The following is a 24955-nucleotide window of genomic DNA, read 5'->3' on the forward strand; positions in this document are numbered from 1 at the left end:
TCAAGCACCCCCTGCGAAGACCCTCAGCTCATCATCAGTGACCTGGAACTGCATGTGCAGCTTGCTTGGCCCGGTCAGTAGATAGCACTCCCCTTTATCAAAGTTAGGAATCGTCGCAAAGTCCTGCTCGGTCATGATGCCCCCGAACAGACGACGTAGAATCCCAGGGTTCTTTGCAGTCTGGATGGTGGAAACGTCGTGCTTCAGAAGCACTTTGTATTGGCACAGGGAATAGATCTGATTGAGGGAGTTGACCGCCTTGACCATATCCCGATCAGAAACGTTGCTGCCGTTCGGAAACATACGCTCAAGGCGCTGCGTTGCTAGCACAATCGCGCCGAACATCTTGCGGCCTTCAGACATCAGCTTAACGAAGAAGTCGGCAGCAAACGCCTTATCAGTGTTCAAAATCGTGTGGCATTCATCGACGATAATCAGCCAGTGCTGAACATCCTCCAGTGTCTTTTCGCGGTGGTCAAAAGCCTTCTTCTCGCGGCGACCCACCGCCATGCAGTTGTTGTAAGAGTCCATGATGGCGTTGTAGATGGCCAGGTCTTGAATCCCCTCTTCCATTTGATCAATCGTATCCAGCTGATACGAGACGAGCTGCACATCTTGCAGGGGTGGCAGTGAAGAATAGCCATCAAAGAGCTGGCCATACATCGTCGCCAGGCGGCGAAGGGTCAACAGAATGGTGTTGTAATACTTAGACATTTGATCGTCTGGCTCATCGCGGCGACGTTCCTCAATGTAGGCGACAATATCGCTCAACGTCGGATAGTCCTCGCTGGCTAAACTAGTAATTGGCTTGGCCTCTTTATCCAGGTAACCGTTGGACTTGTAGTATTGATCACACAGTGTACCAAACACACTTGCTGTTCGTGCGTCCGCATCACTGTCAACCAGCCGGTACTTGATTGAAAGGTTACCAATATGGGCTCGGTAGGAAGCCGTCACGTCCACGTCAGCGGTCTTTTCATCAACCGCAGTGGGATAGACCTGGAACATGTTGATTCGACCCTGGCTCCCATCCAAGTTAATCACGGTGCCGCGGAAACGGTGAACCAGGTCGGCAAACTCACCGGAGCGGTCAAAGACGCGCACCATATCGCCACGAATGGCTCGCTCCCAAAGCATCTTTTTGATCGACGTCGATTTACCTGAACCTAAGTCGCCACTCAGGAACGTGTTGTAGTACGTCCGCTGCTGGCTAACTCGGAACATATCCCAATACACAGTGCCGCCAGTAGGCGTATAGCCAAAGTACGAGCCATACGGATCAGCCAGGCTAGTTTGGTTGTGGGCAAAGCCTAACCCCATTACCTGGCCACTCAATGGGAGCCCTTCTCGGCGGCTGGGGAGCTGGCGCTGCGCCGTCATCGGCAGAAACATCGACTGGTACTCGTCGGCATTCTCATCCAAGAAAACAGCGCCCTGATAGGCGCTGCTGTCGAGTCGTCCGATAACTCGGTTGACCTTGGTATTCAATTCTTCAAGACTGCTAGCGTAGACGTAGACCCTAATATGCACCTGTTTGATTACCTCGCCTTGCTTGTTGAGAGCAATGCTCAGGTCGCGCAACGGGTCTAGCTCCTGGTCAATCAGGTCGCGTTCTGTCGTCGTGTTGGCATGGGAGCGCTGCACCTCCAGCTCAGTAACTGAACCCTCAATGCGCTTTTTGTAGTTAAGGTTTTGATTGGTGAAGTAGTCCACTGTGACGGTGACCCCGGTAATGCTAGTAATCTCCTTCAGCCAAAAATCAGTGAAGGTATCTGGGATTTCATACACGTGTACACAGGCCAGGTAGACGTTACCTAGGCGCGTGTAGTATTCGTTGCGAGTGTCTATGCCTCCTTGCGGTTGGATGCGGTAAACGAACGAGTCGTCCAGCCCTTTATTCTTCTTCATGTGCAATCACCCCCGGATTATTCATTAGGTGCAGCATAGTCTGTTTCTCTACCGTGGTTGTCGGTTCAAAGCCGTAGACGCTGCTATACTGCAAGGCAGACTCAATATGCCGCTCAAGCTCAGGCACAGTATCGCCAAACACCCAGATCCAACTTGAGAGCTTACGGTAGTGACTCTCAAGATACTGCATGTTGAGCAGTTCTCGTTGCAGCATCTCCAAGCGGAACGGGTCACGTGTGGTCTCAATCAGATGGCGGAAGTAATGCTGCTGGGTCTTGTTGGATTCTGGAAAGTTGAGGAAGACCTCTTTCACTGAGGCAGAATATTGACGCATAAAATCCCAGGAGCCAGCTTCAATCTGATCAGCCTCTTCAAGGGTTACGCGATCCAGGTCATATTTCTTAGGCTTGAACACCTCCGCGTAATAGTCTGAAATACCAGCGTGAAGAGTGAGATACCCTTTCTCGGTAATTCCGGTCACCGGAAATATTGCCGTCACCTTGGTTTTCTTGTCTGCAAGCGCTGCTGACTGTTTGTCTTGTTTTTGCTTGCGAACGGATACGGCATCAAAGGCCATGTTTCTCCCCCTCTCTGAATAGCAGACGCCACCGTGGGTTATCAATGCTGTGGTAGACTCGGCGCGGCTTACGTAGCACCTGCCAGATGACCTGGTAGGTTTTCTTTTCTGGAATCCCTGATGGGGAGACTAAGATATACGCGATTCCCGCTCCCAACACCGCCGGGAGTAACTGAAGCACGGCCGGGAACAGGCGTGAGAAGGCCAGCCATGGCACCCCGGACGCAGCAAGAATCACGAAGAAATCGGTAATTGTGAGATGGCTGCTGTACTGGTTCTTAATGTTGATCTTCTTTGAGAACTGGACTTGATGGTACATACACATTTACTCCCTTTCTTTCATTTTCTCGATGTGCGGTGCCTCATCCAACGCATGGCCAACTGGGTGACGTTTGACCTCTTGGTTAGCCTCACGGATCAGCGCGCCTTGGTTTTCGCCCTGGCGATAGACCCGGTGCATGGTTTGCACCGTTGGCGACGTCATCAACTTTGCTTGAGCCCGCTGGCCCAGTGTCTGCTGCATCGCAGCTTGCGGTTGATCTCGTTGCAAGGCCGCCATAGCGCCTCGCGCCTGAGAACCAGTTACGCCAGGCATGGAAGAAGCGGTCACTTTTGGCACCTGGTGACTAGAGCCGCTTGCCGGCAAAGCAGGCGCCTTACCAGTACCACTCCTTAGCGCTTGCAAGCGTTGTTGTGCACTTCCTGTCGGTAGACTGGGGTTACTCTGAACGCCCTTACCACTGGCCAACGGTGGGTGGAATGGTACTGCTCCTAACTGCTTTCCATTCGGAACTGATCCAGGCTGAGCGCCTGGTGCGCCACCGCCTTCCGCGAGATTTGGCGCACCCTCGGCGCCGCTGGAAGGCATTTCAGGTGCTTCACCGGTCACTTCTGTCCCTGCCCCTTTGCCAGCGTCTGGTGCCGCCGCCAACGGTGAGGCCGGTAGATTTGGCTTGGATAGCAGTCCCATACCTGCGCCCGCAACGCCAGCGCCAGCTATCAGACCGCCCTTAGCGACGTTTCCGGCCGTCTTGGCGACGCCCTTAGCAAGATGCCCTGCACCGCGTCCCAGCGTACCCAGGCCGCGACTGGCGAACATCACGTTAGTCATGGTCTGTGCCATCGACGCAACACCTGCGTCGATGCCAAAGATTGCCTGAATGATGTTTGGCCCGTCGATAATGAACAACGCAGCCCCAATCATGGCTAGAATCTTAGTGCCAGGCGTGAGCCCGGCTTGATTGATGTACCCAAGAAACAAGCCGTAGAACTGAATTAGGACGTCTAGCAGGAACAGCACCACGAAACTGTCACGCAGCTTCGTGATTAACTGCCGATTGCGCTTGCCAGAATCAATATCGGTCAAAGCTATACCTTGAGTGAGCAGGCCAATGAAGCCTATCTCCATCTCAATTTTGACGACTTTGAAAATGGTAATGATGGTGACCAGGAGCACGCAGGCAATACTGAAGAACAGGTACCAAGGCGACCAGGAGTAGCGGTAGTAATGATCGTCGAGCTTAAACATGCCGGTCATGTTGTGCAGCTCCCACGTTCCATCCGAGTTTTTCGAGACCTGGTGAGTCAGGATGCTGTTCCCGTCAGAGCTGACTTGAGAACCGCCGTACCAGTGCCCGGTATCAACTTTTTCGTTGATGTTTAGGAGCTTCACATCGCCCATGTCGCTAATGGCGTTGCGCTTGGAGGCACTTGGCAGCGTCGCCTTCGTGCCTGAATGCTTCCACCCCGCCTTGTCCAACGAGTACACGTCGGTAATGTAGCTTTTATACAACGACACCACCACTGGCGAGTCCACAGAGTTGCCAGCAATCCCGCTGTTGACTAGGCCAGTCGCTTGCGTCATGAAGAAGGTCGTTCCAAAGAATAGAAGAATCGCGACCAAGAAGTTGTTACCTTTTTCCTGGTAGTCAACCCGCTTATTGTGAATGAACATGAGGCCCGCCCAGGCGATTGCCACCGCGGCGAGCGCCCAGATAGCTGCATTGTAGGTTTTAAGAAAATTCTTGACGCCGCTGTACTCCCAGAAATTGAGCAGCTTATACATTTGACGGAAACTGCTGCTAACCACGTTGGTCAAAGTCGCGAGTCCCAGAATGATCACGTTGCCAATGTAACGCAGGCCGTCACTGACCATGTTGGAGACATGCAGATAGACACTGTATGCCCGTAGAATCTGAATGATTTGTTGATCACCCATGAGCTCCCTCCTTTTTCTCAAACTGCGTCAGATTGAAAAGCAAGCGCAGCGCCTTATACAGCTCAGGCTTATCCTCGCGATGGTCAACCAGATACGCCTGTGCCTGGCTCATAGTATTGCTACGCCAGAACGCCGCATTTCCGTCGCTGTCGAGCCACTTCTCAGTCTGATCGTGAACCATTTTTAATTGGGCCTCCGTCAAAGCCACTTCAACAGGTCTGCTATCCTCACTCACGAAGTCGCTAACGTCCTGCGTTAGCGGCTTGTCGTCCTCGTGGAGATTAGCAACAGGATCTTCCTTCTCCTCCTTACGAGTCCCAGCCGCTGCCTCAGTGGCCTCAGTACGACTCTCTGTGACTTTAACGTTCCCATTGCTGTCTTTCTGATAGGACGAATGAACGTTGTTGCTGCTGTGTGCTTCAAACTGAGCAGGCTCATTCTTTAGGCGCTCCGCTTGGTCTAAGGTCGTGGTTGCGGTCTCTGCAAATTCATTCTGCGAGATGGTCAACCCATCGAGTTTGGTGCCCGCATGTGATGCCAGCTTGTCACCGTTGAGTTCTTCAAAGGTCTGCGGGTGATCAAAGTCCTTCAGGTACTGATACTGGAAGAGCATGTGATCCTGGTCAGCCTGATTGGCGTAGATTGGCTTTGCGCTAATCTGCGTACCATCAAGGGCCCGCCGCTGCTTCCCACGGATCAACACCCACTCCCCTTCTTTGAGCTGGCTCAGCTCCTCAGGGGTCATCAAATCGCGAGCCTGTTCAGACTCGCTGTATGACTTATCCAGACTCAAGGGATCGCCAGCCCGATTGGGTGCGATGATGGTCTTTTTACCAAGCAAACGTGAGAAGTATTCTGCATCCTCCTTGCCATCAGCCAAAATGTCATACTTGTTCCCGCACGCCGATAGCAGTGCCTCTGCGCCTCGATCACCGTACTTATCCTTGAGCTGCGCGATAGACTGGAAGACCAGATAGTAGATCAGCCCTCGTTGCAGGCCAACGTTCATATAGCGGCTCAGCCCTTCTATCGTCGGGATATTAGCCACTTCCTCTAGGACAAACTTGACGCGCCGCTTCAAACTGGACGTCTCAGACAGCGTGGCAGCCTTTGACAAGACGTAGGAAATCTGGCTGATCAGCGTTGAAATAAGTGAGTAGTTGGAATCGTCATAGTCAGGATAGACAATGAACAACGCGACCGGCTTGTTGCCGCTGGCAATGTCGGCGAGATGAAGGTCGTTGGTCGCGGTTAGCTTGCCGATTGCACTAAACGTATAGTTCTTGAGCTTGGCCATGGTTCCGGTGTAAATCCCGGCCCGTGTGATACCTTGCGAAAAGGTGATTGTCCCGTATTGCAGCTTTGCGGGGTCATTGACTTCAAGCTGGCTGAAGAACTTATCCATCTTCGTGTCACCATTCTCGTCAGGATTTGACCCTAACTCGTTTAGCATGACGGACACGGTGTACATCGTGACGCGCTCCGGTGTGTTCTTAATCTTGCAGACTCGGCACACTGCTAGGATCAATGCGTTGGTGAGCGCGATTGACGCCTCTTCCCACATTGGATCCTTAGCATTAGGATTATGAAACAGTGAGTAGCTCAGGGTGTTGCACAGAAGCTGAGCCTCATCGTAATCGCCCTTGTCATACGCGTCCCAAATCAATGCCAACGGATTGTAGCCAATGGAATACTCCGGCGTGACCAAGTTGAACACGCGAACGTCATAGCCGTGTTGCTCAAAGGCAGCCTTCGTATTCTTGACCATATCCCCTTTCAGGTCAGTAACAATGACCGAGTCTTGCTTTTCAGCACGCATAATCAAGTCAAGCACAGGGTAGGTAAAGGTCTGAGTCTTACCTGACTGGGTACCAGCGACAACGGCCGCGTTAGTCTTGTTCGTGTCAATCAGGTCATACCCATTCTTCGGGACAGGACCGATAGCGCGTCGTCTGTGTTTCTTCTCCCGTCGAGCGATAACCGCATCGAAAGCCTTCTTGTGGCGGGGGCCACGAGAAGGCGTGACGTGCAGGTCGAGGTTTTCGGCCGCTTCCGAGGTCACGTGCACTTGTGGCACGCCAGAATACCCATCATAGATGGAGCCGTCGAGCGGCACCGCCACACTCTGCTCCACAAGATCTGAAAGCGGCGTGAAGGCTGCGGTGCCCATCGAGCCAAGGTTAATATCGCGGTAGGCAATGCGCATTTGGTAAAGCAGTTTTGGCACTTTCACCAGCCATACAAACAGCACAACGACCGTGACGAGCCAGAACAGACCACTTGTTGACGGTACGAGCCAATTCAGCGGCGTAAAAACTGCGCCGATTCCTGACGCGTTTGTGATCGTTTCACCCTGGTTGAAACTAGCCAAAGTGGCTTGAAAACTACTAAATAGGTACTCAAGCAAGTGGCTTGCCAAGCACCCCAAGCACCATGAGATTAGAAATAGAAGAGCCCCTGTGGCGGCGATTACATCACGCCGCGACAACAGGCTTTTCCATTGTTTATAGTCAATATTCATTTCGTCGGTTCACCCCCTTCGATCAACCGCGACGTGCTGCAACCAGAGCTGGATTTTACCAAATATTGGCTTTCCGCCGATGGCTACTGCGGAGACACAAGTGACCGCAAGAACCAGTGACCAGGCAGCGGGGACAGTGGAGAGCACATATCCTGCCAGCAGTTTGTAAGCCCCCACCACCGCTAGCGTGAAGGCTCCAAGTCCTCGCATAGAGAGGCCCAGTGCCGCATTGAGCAACTCAATTAGGGTCATGCCAGCAGCCAACAACCCAAAGATAATCAGTACAGCGACTTGAATCTGCGGATTGACCCACAGCTTCAGTGCAAGCCAACTTGTCGCGCCTAGAAGCAGGAGATCAACGACCAGGTTGAACCAAGTGGCCAGCTTGCTGTGCGTCATCTCATAACGCAGCTCTCGCTGCTCTTCAGACAGGTTGTCCTCAAACAGGATGGTGCCTTGCTTGATCCACACCCCCTGGTTAGTCTGAATCCCAACAACAGGCATTCCAGCGCGCTCCAGATCAAGAATGCTGTGGTTTAAGCGCTGCTGGAACGCCTCATTCGATAATGCCGCGATTGTTTTGACTGCCTTCATGTCCTCAACTCCTAACTTCGCGCTAACTGCTTCGGATTCGCGATTTGCTTGCCAGCGGCTTTGCTTTGCTGTGGTGCCAGCCCATCTTGGATGGACTCAATCAGATCCTTAGAAACCCGCTGCACGTCGCCCATGATTGCCGCCTGCTGCTGCTCCTCGTTCCCTTCTATTGTCTTCAGGTTCTTTGTCCAGTTGGCAATGTAGGGCATCGCTTCTTCACTCGTATCAATGCCCAGAGACTTACTAACAACATAGCTGGTCATTTCTGCTTGGAACTCCATAATGTCACGGTATTTGTCCGACTTCGTATCCTTGAGCGCCCAGAACTTTGATGCTCCTGCGTGATCTGCGTTGTGCATCTTCGCGTGAGCCAGCTCATGGATTAAAGTGGCCGCATATTCTGGATCTCCGAGATTGTTCTTCATGACAATCTCCTTGGCTTTGCCACCGACGTTGATTGTTGCGCCCTTGGCGGCACCTAACTGGTAGGACGGAAACGCCGTCGTCTCAGGACTAGTCACCCGGATTCCTTCCCCTGTGGCCACTGCTTTGAGTGTTTCGACTGCTTTCTTGGTTCCTTCTGGGTTCGGGTTATCAAGATCAAACGGCCGGTTCGGGTACAGGTTAGGGTAATCTTCAGGCTGTGCATTGGTCTGCAACACATCAAACACATTCCCCAAGTTGTAGAAGCGACCGGTCCTAGTCTTGAGTGCGTCAGGGTCAGCCTTCACCCGCGCCTGCAATTCCTTACTCAGCTTCGTGAAACTCAGATACTGATTGGAACTAGGATCACGGTAGAGTTTCAAGTCGTGCGGTACCAGAATTTTGAGCGCGTGTTCGCCCTTCTGCACTGAGAATCCTTTATCCTTCCAGAACTTGAAGGAACCGACCAGTCCGGCCTGTTGAAACTGGGATCGAATCAGCGCCACATTTCGAGGTGAATAGTGATACCCGGTGGCCATGAAATCCAAAAACGCCTTGCGTTCCTCCGGTGTGCTTGACTGCAACCGGATTTTCGGCAAGGCGTCTTCTACGACTTTGGCAACTTCTGCTTTGATCTGTTCCGGGGTCTTTGGCGTATATGCTCGTTTGCCGGCCATTACTCGACCACCTCCGTCATAAAGCCTTCTCTCGTCAGGTAGGCGGGGCTTTCTGGTTCTACCGCATCGCCTTGCACCTCGCGGCCGACCTCACGGTAATCAATGCCCTCCTCGGTGCCCGCTTCGGCCATGATTGTCTTCAAGACTTCGGCCCGCTCCGGCGTCACAGTAATCGTCAAAGGCTCACCGGTGGCAACATCCTCACCAACCACCTTCTGCCCATCTACCGAAACCAACATGATTAAATCGTTATTCATAGCACCCTCCTCTACCAACTCTGGTATGGCGACTGAGCTTGCGGTGTCGGTTGCTGAGTTGGCGTAACCGGCGGTTCTGGTTGCTGCGCTGCGGGCTCAGGCTGTGGCTGCGGTGCTGCCTGAGTCGGGGCCTCAGGGGCGCGTTCAAATTCCGGCTGGATGGCCTGCTGCAACGGCTTAGCAATCTCGCCTGGTTGGTAGACCCGGTAGAAATCATAGCCCCTCAGACGGTAGGAAACCGCCTGGCTGCCGTCATCACGCTTGAACTCACTGCTCTGGAAATAGCCATTAACTACAATGACGGCACCCGGCTCTACTTCCTGAAGGAAGCGGTCGGCCGCCTCACCTGAAAGGGTGAATGGGACTTTGTTTGTCTCGCTACGCCCGGTGTCAAAGCTACGCTCGTTGGAGAGGTACCCGTTCACGTACGTGCGTCCGTTACTATCGTTGCTTCGCGTCTCCGGCATTACACGACCCATAACGGTCATGTCATTCATCATCTTAGTCATTACTATTCCTCCTCGGCTGCATCCGTGCTGTCGTCTGCCGCCACAGTGACTGTGACTTCCTTAGTCGTTGTCTGTCCAAACTTGTCAGTGGCCGTGTAGGTCAATTTATAGTCCCCTGCCACACCAGTATCCACGGAGCCATCAACTGTAACCTTAGCCTCACCGTAAGAGCTTGCCGCGGTTACGTTAGCCAGGGCATCAAACTGATCACCGACCTTGAGCGTCGTCGGCACCTTTGAAACATCTAAGCTCGGCTTGTCGGCCGTGACGTTAATCGTCACGGTCTTGGTCGTCGTCTGCCCGAACTTATCGGTCGCCGTGTAGGTCAGCGTATTTTCCCCAGGCTTGCTGGTATCAACGCTGCCGTCAACATTGAGGTCAGCTTCGCCATACTTGCTGATCGCTTTGACGCCCTGAAGGACATCGAAGTTAGCGTTGATTGCGACGCTCGTGTTCTGGTCGGTAGTGTCAATGGCTGGCTTGTCAGCGTAAACCGTGACAGTGCGCTGCTTCGTGACTGTTTGTCCATCACTGTCCGTGACGGAATAGGTCAATTCATACTGCCCAGGAGTCGTCGTATCAACCTCGCCTTCCGCGGTGACCTTGCTTGTCACATCGCCGTCTTGGAAGTCGGCGGCGTGAACGTCTTTCAAGGCGTCGAAGGTCGTACCAACCTCAACCGGATTGTCATTCAGGAACACGATAGAAGGCTTGTCGTTGACCACCGTAATCTCGCGCGTCACCGATACGGTGTGGCCCGCGCTATCCGTTACTGAGTAGGTGACGGTATAGGTGCCAGGCGTGTTCTTATCAAGCGTGGTGGTATAGCCAATCGCGTTAGTCAAATCGCCATCTTCTGGATCACTAGCCGTGACGCCAAGCCGGAAATTGACCGATTCCTGCCCCTTGTGCACCGTCATCGTCGCAGGTGCACTGATGGAAGGGTCCTGGTCTGGTGTGGTTACCCCAGAATCCGAACCACCCCCATCAGTGCCCCCGCCGGTCTGGCCGCCATCACCAGGGAGTGTCCCAGGCTGATTGCCAGACGCGCCGTTGTCTCCACCAGGAAGCACTTCCGGTGTTGCTGGCTCAATTGGTTCTGGCGCTGGCTTGGTGGCATCCGTTGCAAGCGCCACAAGCCCTTTGGTCTGATTAGAGTTGAGGTTTTCTGCCAGCTTCTGCACGCCATTATCCAGTAAGACCCCGGCCACGCCGGTGCCTTCCTCGTTCGCCGAGAGTGTCGGGAACGCGTCCTGGATGACTGACTTGGCGCTATCGTCTTTGTTGCTTTGAGCGTCGCTGCCAGCGGCCTCCTTGATTACAGACTTCACGGTATCCTGCTTCTTCTTTGTTGCGGGCGTAGCTGTCTTTGCAGTCTGCTGCGCTGGCCCTGCCACGGCTTGATAGATACCGTAGCCACCACCGCCGAGTACGGCGGCTGAAATTAGAACAGCCGCAAGAATTTTGCGGCTGCCCTTCTTCTCTTGTTCTGGTTCTTGTGCCATTCTTGTCACTCCCCTAACGTTTCGAGTTGATGCTGAAATGAAGCCGCGCTAGCTTTTGCCTGCGCCCTTTCAGCAGCGCTCTTGGTTTTGTCATTTGCAATAGATTGGTAGTGCTCAACCGCCTTCTGGTAGGTTTCACCTGTTTGGATGGCCTGGTCTATGGTCTTGTTCTTCAGTTCTGCATTGATCTGTTTGGCTTGATCAAACTTTCCAGTCTGGATGTAGCCAATCGCAATCAGACTTTGCAAGTCTTGATCGTTCAGATCACGGTTAAGGATCTCGGCCTGCTCATACTGTTTGGTCTTTAGATAGGCCACAGCTAGCTTTGACTTGCGAACACGCGTCATTGTTGCTTGCTGGCTAGCAGTGATTACTACCCGATACTTTTGCTGCGCATAGGCCAAGTCAAACTTACCGTTCGCACTGGGGTACTTCGCCTGAAATTTTGCTAATTGCGCCGTTGTCCCATTAGTGACCAACACGGCTTCAATATTGCCACGCTTTTCGGGGTACACCTGTGCTGCTTGAAGATACTTCTCGCCATGCACCAGCGATCGATAACTGGGTTGTGGAGCCGCCTTTGGTGAGAAAAAGAACCGGTACGAGCCAAACACACACACCAGCGCCAGAAGCGTTGCCGCCAGCCCAATCAACAGCCGTTTGTGCTCGCGCAAGAGACTTAGGCGTGCAAAGCGCCGTCTCTCGCGGTGTCTCTGTTCTATTGTCGGTTCACGCTGTCTAGATTCGCGGCGTGGCGGCTCTCTTACAGGCTCTGCTGCAACTTTGGCATCCTCTTCGGCCATAACTTCGGGCTTTGCCTCTGGCGTCGTCTGGGCGGTTTCTCGGCGTCCCTCAGGCTCTTTATAATCAGCAGGCGCAGCCTTGGCGGCATTACTATGTGCCGAGTCGGCTTTCTGCTCTAAAGGCGCTTCAGAACTTTGGTCGCCTTCAGTTAGTTGGATGGGTCTAGTTTCCGCAACCAACGCTGCCTGAAGCGTCGCAATGAACCGCTGAGCATCCTCCGAAGAGACAGCGTCCAGCACTTCCTTGAAGGTGTGTTGCACCAACGCCAATAGGTTACTCATATATGGTGCATCCGTGCCAAGCTCTAGTGAATCACGGAAAAGCAGTTCATCGTTTGCATGGTCATGAATGCTAATCACAACAACCATCTTCTTGTGGCTGTCCAGACAAGCGCGATTTGTCTCCCGGATGGTCTTCTCCGCCTCATGCAGTGAGTAACGGCGGGTCTTCGAGAGCTTGGAAAAGAAAGGCCAGGCAAAGCGGCTGCGTTTCAACAACACATACATCGCTACTCACCTCCTTCAGCGAGATTAGATCGTTTTCAGCCAGGTCACGATAGCGGTTGCCGACAAAGCAATGAATAACCCGATTGCCGTGTTAGTCATGCCATCTCTCGCCTCTTCAATCTTTTGCCGATTTTTAGTCATGTGGGCAAGCCCGTATATCCCTAATTTGACCGCCGCATAAGCGCCTGCAACCGTCCCGATTGCTGCCACAATGAATTGCAATGCCTGCAAAATTTTATCCATTTTCACGTTCCTCCTGGCTTAGTTCCCGCGTGGGCTGGTTCTTCTGCGCCGTCATCGACTTAATCAATAGCGATGTGTTCTCCGTAATAATTTCCTGGTACTTGTCGTTGAGCCAGTCTTCCATTTTGATCCCCTTGGCTGCCAAAATAGCGGTAGCAAGGCGTTTGTTTTGGTTCTGTTCAGCACGATTTGCCATCTTATCAATCCTTTCTAGTTCACAATCAGCAGTTCAACCTTGCGGCGGCTAACTGAGCGGGTCTCTTGCACCTCGCCCAGATCCAACAGTTCGGGATCCGCCCACCAGCCGGTCTTCAGCACTGCGTGATACCCCGCTTCGATATGCTGACCGAAGCCAGAGTTATAAATTGTTACTCGGATCCAATTAGCTCCGCGATCAACGACGGATGCGGTACTTGGATCTAATTTCAAGACCTTGGCCATTACACAAACTCCCTTCGATAATGCGTGTCCCGGTAGCCTTCGATCAGCCAGTCCCCATCTGGCGCTTTGCTAATGCGGTGAACCTCAAGCGCTGCCAGGTAACCCAGCTTTTGATATGATCCTGCCGGTCGTGCAATTTGCGGGGCGACGTGGCCAATCGCGAGTAGAACACCCGGTACCATCAACTTCTTGGCTTCTGGGTTCGCGCTGAAGAAGCTCTTCTTCACACGCACAAACAGGATTTCATTTCCCTCTTTGTCCTTACCGCTGGTGCCAATCTCACGCGCCAAAAAGCGTTCATCAACATACACTCCTTTCTCCATGTGCGTTCCTCCTTTCCATCAAAAGACTGCGACCCATCGGGCCGACGCTGTCCCAGGGAGTCGAACCCTGGATTGAAACACCGGTGACAGCAAAAAGCCCCTTCGGGCAGAAGGGGCCGGGTAATGCAATAAGCTTTGGGGGGATTAGGCAAAGTCTGCGTCAGGCCAGACTTTACCTAAGCTGTACTAAGGAGTCGAACCTTAGTTTTCCGGGTACAGCAAAGGCCCTCGATTGAGGGCCTTGGTAGTCTTACTTCTTCTGTTACTTCTTCTGTTTCTTCTTCCTGCCTTGGTTGTCTAAACCAATCTCAGCCAGGTAGCCGGTATCAGGCGTAAAGGGGAACTTTTTGTCCCGTGCAACTTGACGCAGAAAAACTGTGATGGCGCTAGTAAGGGTAAAGCCCATCTCTGCCAGTGCTTCCTCGGCGTCCGCTTTGGTCTTGGGGTCAAGTCGTGCAAAGACCCTGACCGTCTGATCTTGCAGTCTCACGTTCTCACCCCACTTTCTTTCGTTTGTCATATACAGCATTTTATACTATCGGCATTGCTTTATCATCAACTTATACTGCCCCAGGGAGTCGAACCCTGGCCATACTCCAGGCAGGAGTGAGCCGGTGGCAGCAACGCGCTCCTACTTTATACTCTGGGGGAGTGGTAGGAGCACAAAAGGGAAAAGAATGAAAAATCTTTGGGGCATGGTAGACAGTGAGACAACCGTCTACCAAGGTCATTCTGGGGAGTCGAACCCCGGATCACCTTTTCGGTGATAATTCCGATCATGATGACAAAGCCGACGAGCCTCCGAGGTTAAGAATACCATCCACGGCGTATTTTGCTAGTGGCATCCTGCTCTGATGTTACGCTGAGATAGCGCGTGTACTGCGCTTGGCGAGGCTTGGTGGTACAAGACCGCCCCAGGGAGTCGAACCCTGGCAGCGTCAGCAGGCGCTAACGCTGTCCCGGTGGCGGCGGTGGTACTTAATCGCTTGTCAACGTGCCCACGCGATACGAAGTTGGATCAGAAGCCGTTAGAGACGAATCAAGGTGCTTTTGGAGGCCAAGTTTATTTGGCGTTACCTTGATCAAGTGGCCCTGGACAACGTATCGAAACGGCGGGTGTTTATGCCCGGTGCGAGGACAAGTGAAAAGGTGGATCTGCTTTGCCGACCCTGCTTGTGGATCACTCAGAATCGACGCGTCATCTCCGTTGACAGTATAAGCGACGTCAGCTTGATACGTATAGGTGCCTAGCTTGGTGTACACCTGAATCAAGCCGCCGTTCCCTTGCCCGCCCTGATAGTCCGATGGCCGGTAAGCAGCCCCAGCCCGGCGCTCATAGCCCTGGCTGGTGGTCAGCTGGAAGAGATTTGCGAACAACACACCGTGAAGATAACTCGAATGCCCCGCTAGGACATAGTTGTTATCGCCTGGCGCCGTGTCTGCCTTTACCCCTGAAAGCTCCGCATACGCGCCATACGCTAGCCCTGCGGTCGTTTTGTAGACCGGCAGGTCAATTCCAACGGATGGAATTGAAAGCGCTGTATCGGCTCGTATGCGCGTTCTCTGGGGCGTTGTCTTACTTTCTACCGACTGGCCCTTCTTCAGTGCCTTGATGAGCTGTTTGCCTTCAGTGCTTGCGCGTCGTCCTTTGTTGACTTCGTGCAGCGGCTGCCATGCAATCAGCCCAATCCCGACCACCAGAAACAGCAGTAGAAAGCCGACCAGCCAGCGCCGCCTGTGCATTGACTAAGCCCGCTTACGCAGCAGGTAGAAGGCAATGCCCGCAGCACTGATCAGAGCAACCACACCCAAGGCCAGCAGTGCACCGTTAAGGGAGTCGTCAGTCTGGGTCAGCTTTGGAGCTGGCGCGATGTGAACCGTTTGGCCCGCGTCGTTGATGTCAGCGTGGCTCGCAATCAGCTTGCCATCGTGGTAGAGGTCTTCAAAGGCAACCACGTCATGGCCGCCCAGGGAGCTGCCAACGAACGTAAAGGTCATGGTCACCTTCATGTCCTTAGCAGTTGCCTTGAAGGTCTTTTCAGCGGTGACTTTCTTACCGTTGATCAGAACCGGCTTGCCAGTGGCCTTATCCATCAGGTAGCCCTTGACGGTGTAGGTCTTGCCAATCACAAGGTCATGGAACTCAACAACGTCGTTGATGGTCATGTTCTGGCTAGCCGTCACCGTCTTCTTGCCGTCAGAGGTCGCCGTGGTGTGCAGCTCAATCTTCGGGAAGTGAACGGTCTGGTCTTTGTCGTTGATGTCTTCGTGAGAAGCAATCAGCTTGTTGTTGTGGTAGAGGTACTCAAAGGCCACAACGTCCTTGCCAGCCAAGGCGCGGCCGTCAACGACAAATTCAACGTCGATCGTGCCGTCAGCCTTTTCGGCTTTGAAGGTCACGGTCTTGGAAACTTTTGAACCATCGGCGTTCTTAACGAAAGAGCCGTCGGTATAGTGCAGGTAGCCAGTCACGGTGTAGGTCTTGCCAACGATCAGATCGTGGTAAGCCACAGCATCCTTAACGGTTACCTTTTCTTCTGGGACAACTTCCTTGGAGCCTTCAGAGTCAGTTGCAGTCGTGTGCAGCTCAATCTTAGGGAAGGTCACGGTCTGATCCTTGTCGTTCACGTCTTCGTGGAAGGCAATCAGATTGTTGTTGTGGTAGAGGTTTTCAAACACAACCACGTCCTTGCCCGCCAGCAGGCGGCCATCAACCGTGAAGGTCACGTCGATGGTGCCTTCGGTCTTCTCGGCGGTGAAGGAAACCGTCTTGGAAATCTTTTCGCCCTTTGCATCAAGGACAAAGGAGCCGTCGGTGTAGTGCAGGTAGCCGGTCACGGAGTAGTGCTTGCCGACAACCAGGTCGCTGTACGCAACAGCATCCTTGATGGTGACGTCTTCTTCAGGCATTACTTGCTTGTCGCCTTCATCAGAGGTCGCCGTCGTGTGAACCACAGGGGTTACCACTTTGACGGTTTGGCCTTCGTCGTTGATGTCAGCGTGGCTAACAACCAGGTTGTTGTCACGGTAGAGGTTTTCAAAGACAACAAATTCTTTGCCCATTGCCTTAGAAGCATCGACTGTGTAGGTCATGGTAACCGAACCGTCAGCCTTGTCGGCAACGAACGTCTTCTCAGCGGTAATTGGGTTACCCTTGGCGTCCAAGACAACCTTGCCGGTCGCCTTGTCCATCAGTTGGCCCTTGATGTTGTAGGTCTTACCAACAATCAGATCGTGGTAAGTCACAACGTCGTTGATCACCAGGTCGCCATCTGACAGAACGTCATGAGAGCCATCTACGTCAGTGGCGGTGGTGCCAATCTTTGGCGTGGAGAAGGTGATGGTTTGTGGTACGTCGTTGATGTCGTTGTGAACAGCCACTTCGCGGCCGTCGCGGGAGAGTGATTCAAACGCAACGGCGGTCTTACCCGCCAGCAGCGCTGCATCAAACGTGAACGGCATATCAACGTAGCCAGTCGCGGTCTTGGCAACAAAGGTCATGGTCTTGGTGACAACCTTGCCGTTGTCGTCAAGGAGCGCGTCGCCAGTCGCCTTATCCATCAGCTTGCCAACAACCGTGTACTCCTTGCCAGGTACGGCATTGGCGTAGAATACGCGATCAGTGATTGTCACCTGCTTGTGCGGTTCTTGGATGTGCGTACCATCCTCGGAGGTCACGGTCGTGTGAACCTCTTCAGGGACACGTTCGTTGGTGGCGGTCAGGTTAATAGTCTTGCCAGCATCAGTAGCGGCAATGCTGAACTTCTTGACGGTAGAATCGAGCTTGAACCCATCAACAGTTTTTGTTTCTTGGTAAGTCCAGTTGCCAGTCATTTCAGAGATGTTCTTGTTGAGGTCGATCTGGCCCTTGGCATCCGTGGTGAAGTCGCCGTAGTCCTTGCCATCCTTGGTGAAGTGGAAGGTTACGCCTGCCAGCGGATCATTATTGCCAAAGTCAGTCGAAATGTCGTACTTCTGCAAAACGACGTTGACGTTCTTTTCAACCTTAACGTTGATAACTGTCCGGTTGCTGACCGGGTCAATCAATGGTCGAATAACGTCCTGGCGTGTTGCGTGGGACGCAATCAGTGGAGTGCCTTGATAGTTAGCGTCAATCTGCGGAACAAACTGAATGTTGCCCGACTCGTTTGAGGAAGCGCTCGCAGTAATGGTCATAGAATTACCGTTCTTGGTAACGGTAGTGCCAGTCGTATTTTTGTACGTAGTGGCACCGTAGTTAGCAAAACGGCCAGTGGAATCGGTGACGGTGACCGATTGGCCGGCCTTAACAGTTACCGTGGTGTTGTTGAACGACGTTACGCCGGTGAATGGAGAAATCTGCCCATTCACTTTTGCCTTGAAAGCATTGTAGGTCGCTTTTGACACGGGCCCGGCTTGAACACTCTGGAGCTTGTAGCCAAGTTCCTCCCAGATCATCCATTGCGTCATGATGTAGTTATTGACGCTCTTTTGTTTCTGGTAGCCATAGTACGCGATTGCAGAAATCATTTGCTTGGCAGCCGAAGAGTCCTGATAGGTTTTGTAACCTGTACCCGTGTACCCTTCCCCATCGGCTACAACGCCTTGCCCCGGATCGATACAAAATACCACCGGCCCGCTCGCCGAGTTTAGATGGAGCGTGGGTGTCCCACCCTCCTTAAATGTGCCACCGCCTGGCTTCACCCACGTTGATTTAGTCCCATGGCCCCCGTGCTCCATCGTTACCGACGCGGCACTTACTGTACTCGCCTGAACAGCATTCAACGCGAACAATAGACCAAGCATTAAGCCTAGAGCTGCAATGAGACCGCGCCACAAATGGCTCTTAGTCTGTTTGTTCATGTTTGGAATCTCCTCTCAAAATAGATTTAGTAGCAACAAATCGTATATCTGCCGGTGCGCGGATACTGGTCATAGATCTCATCTCCTTAATTTTGAGCACAAAAAAAGCGGCCCATTTTGTATGAGTCGCTGTGCATTACACTATCGAATTAACTTAGTCTGACCATTCCCAAGAGTAGAAGGTTGTTCCGTCTTGATATGAGACGCTGAAAGCATGTGCTTGCCGCCCTTGTCCAGCGTCAGCGGCGTCATCCAATGCCTTATTCATAGCCGCCATGGCCGCGCTCATTGAAGAGAAGAGGCCACCGTTGCCGATGTATTCTCCTGGCTCTAGGACGTGCGGCTTCTTGACTGGCTCAGTTGGCTTGGTGCTTGAGCTAGAGGACGATGGCTTGCTAGGCGTTGTGGTGTGGCTCGTGCCAGTAGAAGAACCAGTAGACGGCTTGGTTGTCGTCGTAGTGGAGTGAGAAGGCGTCGTTGTGGTCGGGCGGCTAGTGGTTGTGCTGTGGCTTGCGCTAGCTGCTGGTGTGGAAGGCTTGGTCGTAGTAGCTTGCGTTGACTTAGTAGTCGTCTTTGCTGCCTGGCTGGCTTTTGCACTGGAAGAAGCTGCCGGTGCAGATGCACTGCTGCTCTTAGCAGCGGCGCTAGTCTCCTGTGTCACCGTTGCCGAGACCTTATCGGTGCCAGCGGTCAGACTTTCCTTAGTAACCAGCTTTCCGTTCTCAATGGTTGGAATCTTTGGTGACCAAAAAGCCTTGAAGGCGGCAACCGGGATTGCATCGACCGCTGTCTTAGCGGCGTCTATCTTCGCCTGGTCTGGGTCACCGGTGGTGCTGGACTTCACCTTGGCAATGGCCGCCACTTCGTTATGAATCAGAGTGGCGTCATCTTGCTTCTGACTGACAAACTTCGCGTACTTCGACTTCAGACCGGTTAGAGTCTGTTGGAGCGCATCGTCTGAGTAAGTAAGATCCTTAATCACGCGCTTGTCCTTGAGCACAGCCTTGATCTCCGTGTTGACGGCGACCATCTGCTTAATCGCCGCAATGCGAGACTTGCTGACACGCAGCGTCTTCTTTTGCGCCTTGGTCAGATCGCCACGCAGCTTGTAGACCTTCTTGTACTGCTTGCCCGCAGCAGTAATCTTGGCTTTGGTCACCTTTTTGCTTGGCAGCTCATACTTCTTGCTGCTGAAGAGGCCTTGAACGTCCTTTGCTAGAGTCTAAACTGCAACAGTTGTGGTGTCCTTGGTGCTCGTCTTAGCTGCGGGTTTTGATCCGCAGCCCGCAAGCGTCAGTGCTGTCAGTAGAATCAGGCTACCCGCCGTGATTGTTGTCTTTTTCATTTTTCTCTCTCCCCCGTATCCTCGTGCTTTATCCAACAGTCTAGCCAATCAGCCAGGCGCTCTTCTCTATTGCGTCTTTTTGAGCTTCAGCTTTGCATCCAGATACCGTTGCTCCTCTCTAGGAAGCACCGGCCTGACTGCATCTGTTTCACCAGGTTTCAAAGCCGTTGTGTAATAACCATGGTCAATCATCTTGTAGCGAACGCCCTTGGCCAGCGTCTTGATTGGCCGCCCAAGGCCGTCAAATATTTGCTTTTCTTGTTCTTTGAGCATATTCCTCGTCCTCCTTAGCGGCTTACAAGGCAACACACTGTCCTGACTTTGGAGGATCGTCTTGTCGAGAGACGAAAGGGTTCCAGAACACTGTGCTGTCGTGTAAGCCGCCAAAGTAGTAACTTACACATGTACCGCTTCTGGATTCCTATCCAGAATCCAGAATGTATCAACGCGGTTGTCATGCTTCTTGTAGACTCTTGTCACCCCTGTGGCCAAGCGGGTTATGTTGCTCAAAATGCCAACTTCGGCGGCGGTGATTGGCTTCCCAATAGCATGCCGATACTGGGCGTAATCCTGATAGGTTGCGCTGCCTGAGTGCTGCTTTAGAAAGTCGGTGAGTTGGCTCGCCACTAATTGTACACGTTCTGTCTGTCGCATTGGCCTACCTCCTGTGATACATGATTTTGCGTGTGAAATATGCCTACGCTTAACACGTAGGGTTTAACGGTTTTTGCTACTTCTGTTTAATTTTTAGAGTACATATTATTTGGTTTTTGACTTCAGCATTTCATCCGGCTTTAGGCCCTGAGTCGGACTGACCTTAGCAGCTATGCTGCACGACAAGGGGCTTTTGGCGTGCGCCCCTACGACCTTTCCCGCCTTTTCATGTCCTCGCAATGGCATTCGCCGTCTAGCGATTAAGTGCAACGCTGATAATGCCAGCGCCCATCAAGTACCTTGCCGCCTAAGCGACTAGTGAGGTGGCTCGTTTTGAATCTGGGTCACGTCTTCTTGTAGTCTGCGTGGATCTCACGCGAATCTGTCCCCGGCTGAGTGTCCCGCAGTAAGAGTGACCAGAAGCGGGCAGGGATAAAGGTATTCAGTTGTCAAAGGACCAGCGCGCCTGCGGATAGCGGACGGTGCCACTAGTTCAACGCGTCATAGAGGTGGTGTGCTTGTTAAGCGCACGCATATTTCGCACACGATGTTGCTAGATTAGATTGCGCCTGGCGGTATCGTCGTCAGTTTGTCGCGCGGATGTTTCCGGTGCGCGATGGCACGATGCTGCGAGTTATACACGGTGCGGATACTGGGATAGACACGTTCCAGGAGCACGTGCTGGCCCTGGAAACGATCGTATAAGCGACCGTCACCCAGATTGATGAAATAGCGGTGATCCCAGGTGCGGATAGCAGCTGCGCTATGCACCAGTTCGTCAATGGCGACGTATCTTCCCATCTTCCCCACTCCTACTCTTGCTTCATGCAAAAATTGCAACCGAGTAAATTGCGAGAGGTACGAAAAAAGGGAGGTTACAGACTTCCCTGTAACCTCCCTCGATGCATCCTTCACTCGCTGTTTCCCATGCGTGACGCGGGGTTTCCGCGTGTCTGCGTGTTAAACTTGAAATGCTGTGGATGCACAGTAGGGGGTAGTCACTCAGGAAGTTGCTTTTCCATCGTGTGACTCCGAATTTGCGCTTAAACCGGGTTGATAGCCCGGTCAGCACTTTCGGTTAGCCCACTTTTTTTGTGCCAGTGCGACACTCGCAATTTAAGCCTTCAGAATATCAGACCCCTCGCAAAAGTCAACTGTAAATATTTTTCAATATTTTGTAAGCGCTATCCCAAAGGCAATTATGTTGCTTAAACCCTTGTAAAATCCCAACAATGCCAGGCTAAACTTCGTAAATCGAACACGCGTTCGGTTTACAATCTTATAATACCTCACAGTTTTACCAAGTCAAGCATTGGCCTTCTTGTGTTCACGTTGGCGCCGCCGGGCCCGGTTTGCTTCTCGCGCTTCCATCCGGGCCTGCTTACCCGTCCGCACGTCAGCAAAGCGATCTTGCAGGTCACGCAACGCCGCACGGTCTTCGTCGTCCTTAGCTTGAAGGTTGAGTTGGCGCACAGACTCGTTCTCAAAGATCTGCTTCATAGCGCCGTAGAGGTAATTGTCTACGTTGCGGATAGAGCGCTCGCTACGGCCGTCAAGTTGGTCTTTCCAGCGCATAACGACTCGCAGCAGTGCCTTGTTGAGCTCGTCTTGCAAATCCTCGGTGACCAGGTACGTGTCGTATTCCAGTTCCGCGTCGCGCTTGGCGTTCAGGATAACCCCCACGCGTTCGCGGGCCTCCTTCACCGAGTGGCTCCATTTGCCAATCAGCTGAAGACTACTACGACTCAGAATGTCGCCAGACACAGCTGGATCAATGCTGTCTGCGAAGTTATCCAGCAGCATTCTTTCTAGCTCGTCATCCTTCTCAGGCGAAAGCTCGGACTTGAGTGGTTGGTTTTGCTCTGCTCCCTTTTCCGGTGTCGAAGACTCCGTGTTTAAAGAGTCGGTATTCGCAGTCTCTCTAAGGTCTCTAGTAAGGTCTCTAGAACCTAGTTCTAGATTGTTTCCACTTTTCGGAATTCCAGGAAGTGGAAGTCCTTTATCCACGGCGTTCTTTGGGGTTCTACTTTCTGGAACTCCGCTTTCTGAAACTGAATGGAGCGCGGCTTCTACTGGATCCTGATTGTAGGTTTCACTGGTATCAATTTCGAGCTCAGCGAGATACAGATGATTCGGTTGATTCAACCCGAGTTGTTTTTGGGCAAGTAAGCCGGTTTCTTCAAGCTCGTGTTTCACTTTGACAACGGTAGAATGACCGCAATTAAGAATACTTTCGAGGTCTTTAATCGTGTAGATGAAATATACGTTGTCATCAGCGTCAACCCAGTTGTTCAGGACTGAGAATTGTAAGCGATCCTGTAAAGCCATGTAGGCAATCTTTGCCTTGTCACTGAGTGTCCGATACTTTTCAGCGTAAAGAAGAGCCGCGGGAAATTTGAAGAATTGGCGTTCGTAGACCGTAGCCTTCTTTGTGTAGTTGAATTTCGACATTTTGTTTCCTCCTGTTGTGTTGACACACGAAAGAGTCCCCTGCGATTCCGCAGACGACTCTAATCACAAACAGAAGTAGTTCGAGGTAAATATAACCTGCCACATTCTATTGTGCAACTTTGAAGCAACCTCACTACCAAAATTCCAGAGAATGCGGTAGAATATCTTTGCAGAAGATTTTTGGTTGCTCGGTCTACGGATCGGGCTTTCTTTTATATCTGGAGAGTACCATGGTGATTTGCCTGGCGCAATGCATAAAACACTTTTCGTATACGGTATACGGAGAGTGTTTTTGTATACCGTATACGAAAAGAAATCCTTGCGTATACGGTATACGTTAACCCGTCAGCGCGTATACGGTATACGAAAATCGGAAATGCTTACCGTGCTTAGTTTTGCTTAGGGTGAAAAACAAACGGAACTTAAACACAAAACGTATACTGTATACGTAAAGTGCAATAAATAACGTATACCGTATACGAAAATGCAAGATTAGTTGAAGTGGGTGTTCCCAAAATTTTTTTGTGAAGCACAAGTTTCCGGACGGATGGTCGGTTCTTAGATGCTGCCGACACGTTAATCCCTTGGACCTGCTTTTGGAGTAACTAATACAACCTGGACCCAGGGCTTTCACTTCACCATCTGCTGAAAGCGAGGACTGTTTGTGTATTCTGAACTTTTCGGTTGCGGTCGGTACTACCAACGAGAAAATGGCAATGCTCGACCCACAGGTCGAGAGATCCAGTTAATACTGTTGGTGAAACAGAGTGAAGGTAGGAACACTTGTCGTATACCGTATACGTTTATACGCATTTCGTATACGGTATACGAAAACAAACCACACCGACATACAAGATGGGTAGATGCCCGCCAGACTTTACGCAGTATGGGTACCGGTATTGTCTCGCCTTTCTGCTTAGTTTACGTATACCGTATACATAAATATGCTTTTCGTATACGGTATACTAAAAGAAACCACATTGACATGCCGGATGAGTAGATACCTGCCAGACCTTAAGCAGTATGGGTACCGGCATTGTCTCCCTTTTCTGCTTAGTTTACGTATACCGTATATGTAAATATAAATTTCGTATACGGTATACGAAATGTAGATCCGTCAATCAACTTCCAATACAATCTCTTTTCAAAATTCCTAAATATCAGCCGTGTATTGGGTTTTCAGGAGATCACCGGTCGCCGTATACCGTATACGTTATGTTAAATGTCGCATGCGTACACCATACCGGCCAAAATACATATTTTTCGTATACGCTATTGACCGGGTTCTGCACTTTTCGTATACTTCTAGTAAATAAGGTGGAGGGAAATGCTATGACAGCGAAAACATTCACAGTAGGTAATTTTAAGGGCGGCGTTGGTAAAACAAAAATTGCCACGATGCTTGCTTACGACAACGCAGAAGTACGCGGGCAAAAAACGTTACTGGTTGATCTGGATCCACAGGCTAATGCCAGTGATGTTCTCGGAAAGTCGTTTGGGATTGATGAAATACCGGTCACCATCATGGATGGCATTAACGCCGGCGATATGAGAGCGGGAATCATAAAACTATCCGACAATCTTGATCTGATTGCTTGTACGACCAAGTTCTCGACCTTTGAAAAATACGTTATCCAAGGTTTCCCAGACGAAGCCGACCAAGTGACTGTGTTCAAAAATCTTCTTGATCCGCTCAAAGACGACTACCAGGCAATTTTTCTGGACGTTCCACCAACCATTTCAGTTTTCTCCGATAACGCAATGGCGGCGAGTGATTACTCTATAATTGCTTTCCAGACTGTCGACGAGTCTTTGCAAGGCGTGAAGAAGTACGTGAGTTACCAAAACTTCATGGTGGATCACTACGGAATTTCACTACAAGTAATCGACATTATCCCTTGTATGCTAACCTCAGACGACAAATTGGATCATGACGTACTCGCTGAGGCCCGCAAGGAGTTTGGAGACGCCGTTTCTTCTACGGTTATTAAGTACCAAAAACGTTTGAAGGGATATTCACGTACTGGTATTACACTTAATAGAAATCGAAACGGTAACTATGAACAGTGGGACTATCGTGCACACGCAGGTTTCATCGACCTTCTGAATGAACTGGATGCGCGTGATGAATACGTTCAGGGAAATAAGGAGGCGTAA

25 protein-coding genes are annotated in these 24955 nt (G+C 51.7%); 1 reads left to right on the plus strand and 24 read right to left on the minus strand.

From position 1 onward, the window contains the following. The 24 genes from JUE30_RS06910 to JUE30_RS07020 form a co-directional block, all read right to left on the minus strand. Positions 1-1908 (minus strand): VirB4 family type IV secretion system protein, encoded by a 1908-nt coding sequence (locus tag JUE30_RS06910; RefSeq protein WP_203624211.1) that lies wholly within the window; start codon positions 1906-1908, stop codon positions 1-3. Continuing rightward, positions 1895-2485 (minus strand): hypothetical protein, encoded by a 591-nt coding sequence (locus JUE30_RS06915; protein ID WP_203624212.1) that lies wholly within the window; start codon positions 2483-2485, stop codon positions 1895-1897. The genes JUE30_RS06910 and JUE30_RS06915 overlap by 14 nt, the downstream gene beginning before the upstream one ends. After that, positions 2475-2804, minus strand: a complete 330-nt coding sequence (locus JUE30_RS06920) for a hypothetical protein (RefSeq protein ID WP_203624213.1) — start codon at positions 2802-2804, stop codon at positions 2475-2477. Before JUE30_RS06920 ends, JUE30_RS06915 begins: the two co-directional genes overlap by 11 nt. A gap of 6 nt (positions 2805-2810) precedes the next feature. After that, positions 2811-4703, minus strand: a complete 1893-nt coding sequence (locus tag JUE30_RS06925; RefSeq protein ID WP_203624214.1) for a pLS20_p028 family conjugation system transmembrane protein — start codon at positions 4701-4703, stop codon at positions 2811-2813. Then, positions 4696-7122 (minus strand): VirD4-like conjugal transfer protein, CD1115 family, encoded by a 2427-nt coding sequence (locus tag JUE30_RS06930; RefSeq protein WP_239061376.1) that lies wholly within the window; start codon positions 7120-7122, stop codon positions 4696-4698. Before JUE30_RS06930 ends, JUE30_RS06925 begins: the two co-directional genes overlap by 8 nt. Positions 7123-7233: 111 nt before the next feature. Next, complete coding sequence (locus tag JUE30_RS06935) at positions 7234-7818, minus strand: hypothetical protein (protein WP_203624216.1); 585 nt, start codon at positions 7816-7818, stop codon at positions 7234-7236. An 11-nt stretch (positions 7819-7829) separates the two neighbouring features. Beyond that, on the minus strand, positions 7830-8918 hold the full coding sequence (locus JUE30_RS06940) for an ArdC family protein (RefSeq protein ID WP_203624217.1): 1089 nt from the start codon (positions 8916-8918) through the stop codon (positions 7830-7832). Beyond that, complete coding sequence (locus tag JUE30_RS06945; RefSeq protein WP_203624218.1) at positions 8918-9175, minus strand: hypothetical protein; 258 nt, start codon at positions 9173-9175, stop codon at positions 8918-8920. The genes JUE30_RS06940 and JUE30_RS06945 overlap by 1 nt, the downstream gene beginning before the upstream one ends. Before the next feature lie 11 nt (positions 9176-9186). Further along, on the minus strand, positions 9187-9684 hold the full coding sequence (locus JUE30_RS06950; protein WP_203624219.1) for a single-stranded DNA-binding protein: 498 nt from the start codon (positions 9682-9684) through the stop codon (positions 9187-9189). Between the two features lie 2 nt (positions 9685-9686). Continuing rightward, on the minus strand, positions 9687-11189 hold the full coding sequence (locus JUE30_RS06955; RefSeq protein WP_203624220.1) for an immunoglobulin-like domain-containing protein: 1503 nt from the start codon (positions 11187-11189) through the stop codon (positions 9687-9689). 5 nt (positions 11190-11194) lie between these two features. Then, positions 11195-12499: a hypothetical protein gene (locus JUE30_RS06960; RefSeq protein ID WP_203624221.1), complete on the minus strand. Its 1305-nt coding sequence runs from the start codon at positions 12497-12499 to the stop codon at positions 11195-11197. 24 nt (positions 12500-12523) lie between these two features. After that, on the minus strand, positions 12524-12742 hold the full coding sequence (locus tag JUE30_RS06965) for a hypothetical protein (RefSeq protein WP_203624222.1): 219 nt from the start codon (positions 12740-12742) through the stop codon (positions 12524-12526). Continuing rightward, on the minus strand, positions 12735-12938 hold the full coding sequence (locus JUE30_RS06970; protein ID WP_203624223.1) for a hypothetical protein: 204 nt from the start codon (positions 12936-12938) through the stop codon (positions 12735-12737). Before JUE30_RS06970 ends, JUE30_RS06965 begins: the two co-directional genes overlap by 8 nt. A gap of 14 nt (positions 12939-12952) precedes the next feature. Then, complete coding sequence (locus JUE30_RS06975) at positions 12953-13183, minus strand: hypothetical protein (protein WP_203624224.1); 231 nt, start codon at positions 13181-13183, stop codon at positions 12953-12955. Beyond that, entirely contained in the window at positions 13183-13506 is a 324-nt protein-coding gene (locus JUE30_RS06980) for a hypothetical protein (protein WP_203624225.1), read from the minus strand. Before JUE30_RS06980 ends, JUE30_RS06975 begins: the two co-directional genes overlap by 1 nt. A gap of 262 nt (positions 13507-13768) precedes the next feature. Then, positions 13769-13996 (minus strand): type II toxin-antitoxin system RelB/DinJ family antitoxin, encoded by a 228-nt coding sequence (locus JUE30_RS06985; RefSeq protein ID WP_203624226.1) that lies wholly within the window; start codon positions 13994-13996, stop codon positions 13769-13771. Positions 13997-14484: 488 nt separating this feature from the next. Beyond that, positions 14485-15249 carry a sortase domain-bontaining protein gene (locus JUE30_RS06990; protein WP_203624227.1) on the minus strand — a complete coding sequence of 255 codons (765 nt, stop codon included), beginning with the start codon at positions 15247-15249 and terminating at the stop codon, positions 14485-14487. Positions 15250-15252: 3 nt separating this feature from the next. Further along, positions 15253-18348 carry a VaFE repeat-containing surface-anchored protein gene (locus tag JUE30_RS06995; RefSeq protein WP_308439838.1) on the minus strand — a complete coding sequence of 1032 codons (3096 nt, stop codon included), beginning with the start codon at positions 18346-18348 and terminating at the stop codon, positions 15253-15255. Positions 18349-18502: 154 nt separating this feature from the next. Further along, on the minus strand, positions 18503-19507 hold the full coding sequence (locus JUE30_RS07000; RefSeq protein ID WP_203624229.1) for a hypothetical protein: 1005 nt from the start codon (positions 19505-19507) through the stop codon (positions 18503-18505). Positions 19508-19570: 63 nt separating this feature from the next. Then, complete coding sequence (locus JUE30_RS11310) at positions 19571-19693, minus strand: hypothetical protein (protein WP_255533295.1); 123 nt, start codon at positions 19691-19693, stop codon at positions 19571-19573. Positions 19694-19759: 66 nt separating this feature from the next. Next, positions 19760-19966 (minus strand): hypothetical protein, encoded by a 207-nt coding sequence (locus JUE30_RS07005; protein ID WP_054663272.1) that lies wholly within the window; start codon positions 19964-19966, stop codon positions 19760-19762. Between the two features lie 123 nt (positions 19967-20089). Next, positions 20090-20347: a hypothetical protein gene (locus JUE30_RS07010; protein ID WP_054663269.1), complete on the minus strand. Its 258-nt coding sequence runs from the start codon at positions 20345-20347 to the stop codon at positions 20090-20092. Between the two features lie 558 nt (positions 20348-20905). Further along, entirely contained in the window at positions 20906-21148 is a 243-nt protein-coding gene (locus tag JUE30_RS07015; RefSeq protein ID WP_056989269.1) for a hypothetical protein, read from the minus strand. 504 nt (positions 21149-21652) lie between these two features. Continuing rightward, entirely contained in the window at positions 21653-22798 is a 1146-nt protein-coding gene (locus JUE30_RS07020) for a replication initiator protein A (RefSeq protein ID WP_203624230.1), read from the minus strand. Between the two features lie 1332 nt (positions 22799-24130). Between JUE30_RS07020 and JUE30_RS07025 the strand changes: the two genes are divergently transcribed. Further along, positions 24131-24955, plus strand: coding sequence for a ParA family protein (locus JUE30_RS07025; RefSeq protein WP_203624231.1), 825 nt, complete (start codon positions 24131-24133; stop codon positions 24953-24955).

It is taken from the genome of Lacticaseibacillus sp. 866-1 (assembly GCF_016861825.1).
Classification (GTDB): Bacteria; Bacillota; Bacilli; order Lactobacillales; family Lactobacillaceae; genus Lacticaseibacillus.

What these genes read in the sequence shown, in the direction of transcription:
- JUE30_RS06910 (WP_203624211.1), bottom strand. Translation starts at nt 1,908, where the DNA reads ATGAAGAAGAATAAAGGGCTGGACGACTCGTTCGTTTACCGCATCCAA.
- JUE30_RS06915 (WP_203624212.1), bottom strand. Translation starts at nt 2,485, where the DNA reads ATGGCCTTTGATGCCGTATCCGTTCGCAAGCAAAAACAAGACAAACAG.
- JUE30_RS06920 (WP_203624213.1), bottom strand. Translation starts at nt 2,804, where the DNA reads ATGTACCATCAAGTCCAGTTCTCAAAGAAGATCAACATTAAGAACCAG.
- JUE30_RS06925 (WP_203624214.1), bottom strand. Translation starts at nt 4,703, where the DNA reads ATGGGTGATCAACAAATCATTCAGATTCTACGGGCATACAGTGTCTAT.
- JUE30_RS06935 (WP_203624216.1), bottom strand. Translation starts at nt 7,818, where the DNA reads ATGAAGGCAGTCAAAACAATCGCGGCATTATCGAATGAGGCGTTCCAG.
- JUE30_RS06940 (WP_203624217.1), bottom strand. Translation starts at nt 8,918, where the DNA reads ATGGCCGGCAAACGAGCATATACGCCAAAGACCCCGGAACAGATCAAA.
- JUE30_RS06945 (WP_203624218.1), bottom strand. Translation starts at nt 9,175, where the DNA reads ATGAATAACGATTTAATCATGTTGGTTTCGGTAGATGGGCAGAAGGTG.
- JUE30_RS06950 (WP_203624219.1), bottom strand. Translation starts at nt 9,684, where the DNA reads ATGACTAAGATGATGAATGACATGACCGTTATGGGTCGTGTAATGCCG.
- JUE30_RS06955 (WP_203624220.1), bottom strand. Translation starts at nt 11,189, where the DNA reads ATGGCACAAGAACCAGAACAAGAGAAGAAGGGCAGCCGCAAAATTCTT.
- JUE30_RS06960 (WP_203624221.1), bottom strand. Translation starts at nt 12,499, where the DNA reads ATGTATGTGTTGTTGAAACGCAGCCGCTTTGCCTGGCCTTTCTTTTCC.
- JUE30_RS06965 (WP_203624222.1), bottom strand. Translation starts at nt 12,742, where the DNA reads ATGGATAAAATTTTGCAGGCATTGCAATTCATTGTGGCAGCAATCGGG.
- JUE30_RS06970 (WP_203624223.1), bottom strand. Translation starts at nt 12,938, where the DNA reads ATGGCAAATCGTGCTGAACAGAACCAAAACAAACGCCTTGCTACCGCT.
- JUE30_RS06975 (WP_203624224.1), bottom strand. Translation starts at nt 13,183, where the DNA reads ATGGCCAAGGTCTTGAAATTAGATCCAAGTACCGCATCCGTCGTTGAT.
- JUE30_RS06980 (WP_203624225.1), bottom strand. Translation starts at nt 13,506, where the DNA reads ATGGAGAAAGGAGTGTATGTTGATGAACGCTTTTTGGCGCGTGAGATT.
- JUE30_RS06990 (WP_203624227.1), bottom strand. Translation starts at nt 15,249, where the DNA reads ATGCACAGGCGGCGCTGGCTGGTCGGCTTTCTACTGCTGTTTCTGGTG.
- JUE30_RS06995 (WP_308439838.1), bottom strand. Translation starts at nt 18,348, where the DNA reads ATGAACAAACAGACTAAGAGCCATTTGTGGCGCGGTCTCATTGCAGCT.
- JUE30_RS11310 (WP_255533295.1), bottom strand. Translation starts at nt 19,693, where the DNA reads ATGAAAAAGACAACAATCACGGCGGGTAGCCTGATTCTACTGACAGCA.
- JUE30_RS07005 (WP_054663272.1), bottom strand. Translation starts at nt 19,966, where the DNA reads ATGCTCAAAGAACAAGAAAAGCAAATATTTGACGGCCTTGGGCGGCCA.
- JUE30_RS07010 (WP_054663269.1), bottom strand. Translation starts at nt 20,347, where the DNA reads ATGCGACAGACAGAACGTGTACAATTAGTGGCGAGCCAACTCACCGAC.
- JUE30_RS07015 (WP_056989269.1), bottom strand. Translation starts at nt 21,148, where the DNA reads ATGGGAAGATACGTCGCCATTGACGAACTGGTGCATAGCGCAGCTGCT.
- JUE30_RS07020 (WP_203624230.1), bottom strand. Translation starts at nt 22,798, where the DNA reads ATGTCGAAATTCAACTACACAAAGAAGGCTACGGTCTACGAACGCCAA.
- JUE30_RS07025 (WP_203624231.1), top strand. Translation starts at nt 24,131, where the DNA reads ATGACAGCGAAAACATTCACAGTAGGTAATTTTAAGGGCGGCGTTGGT.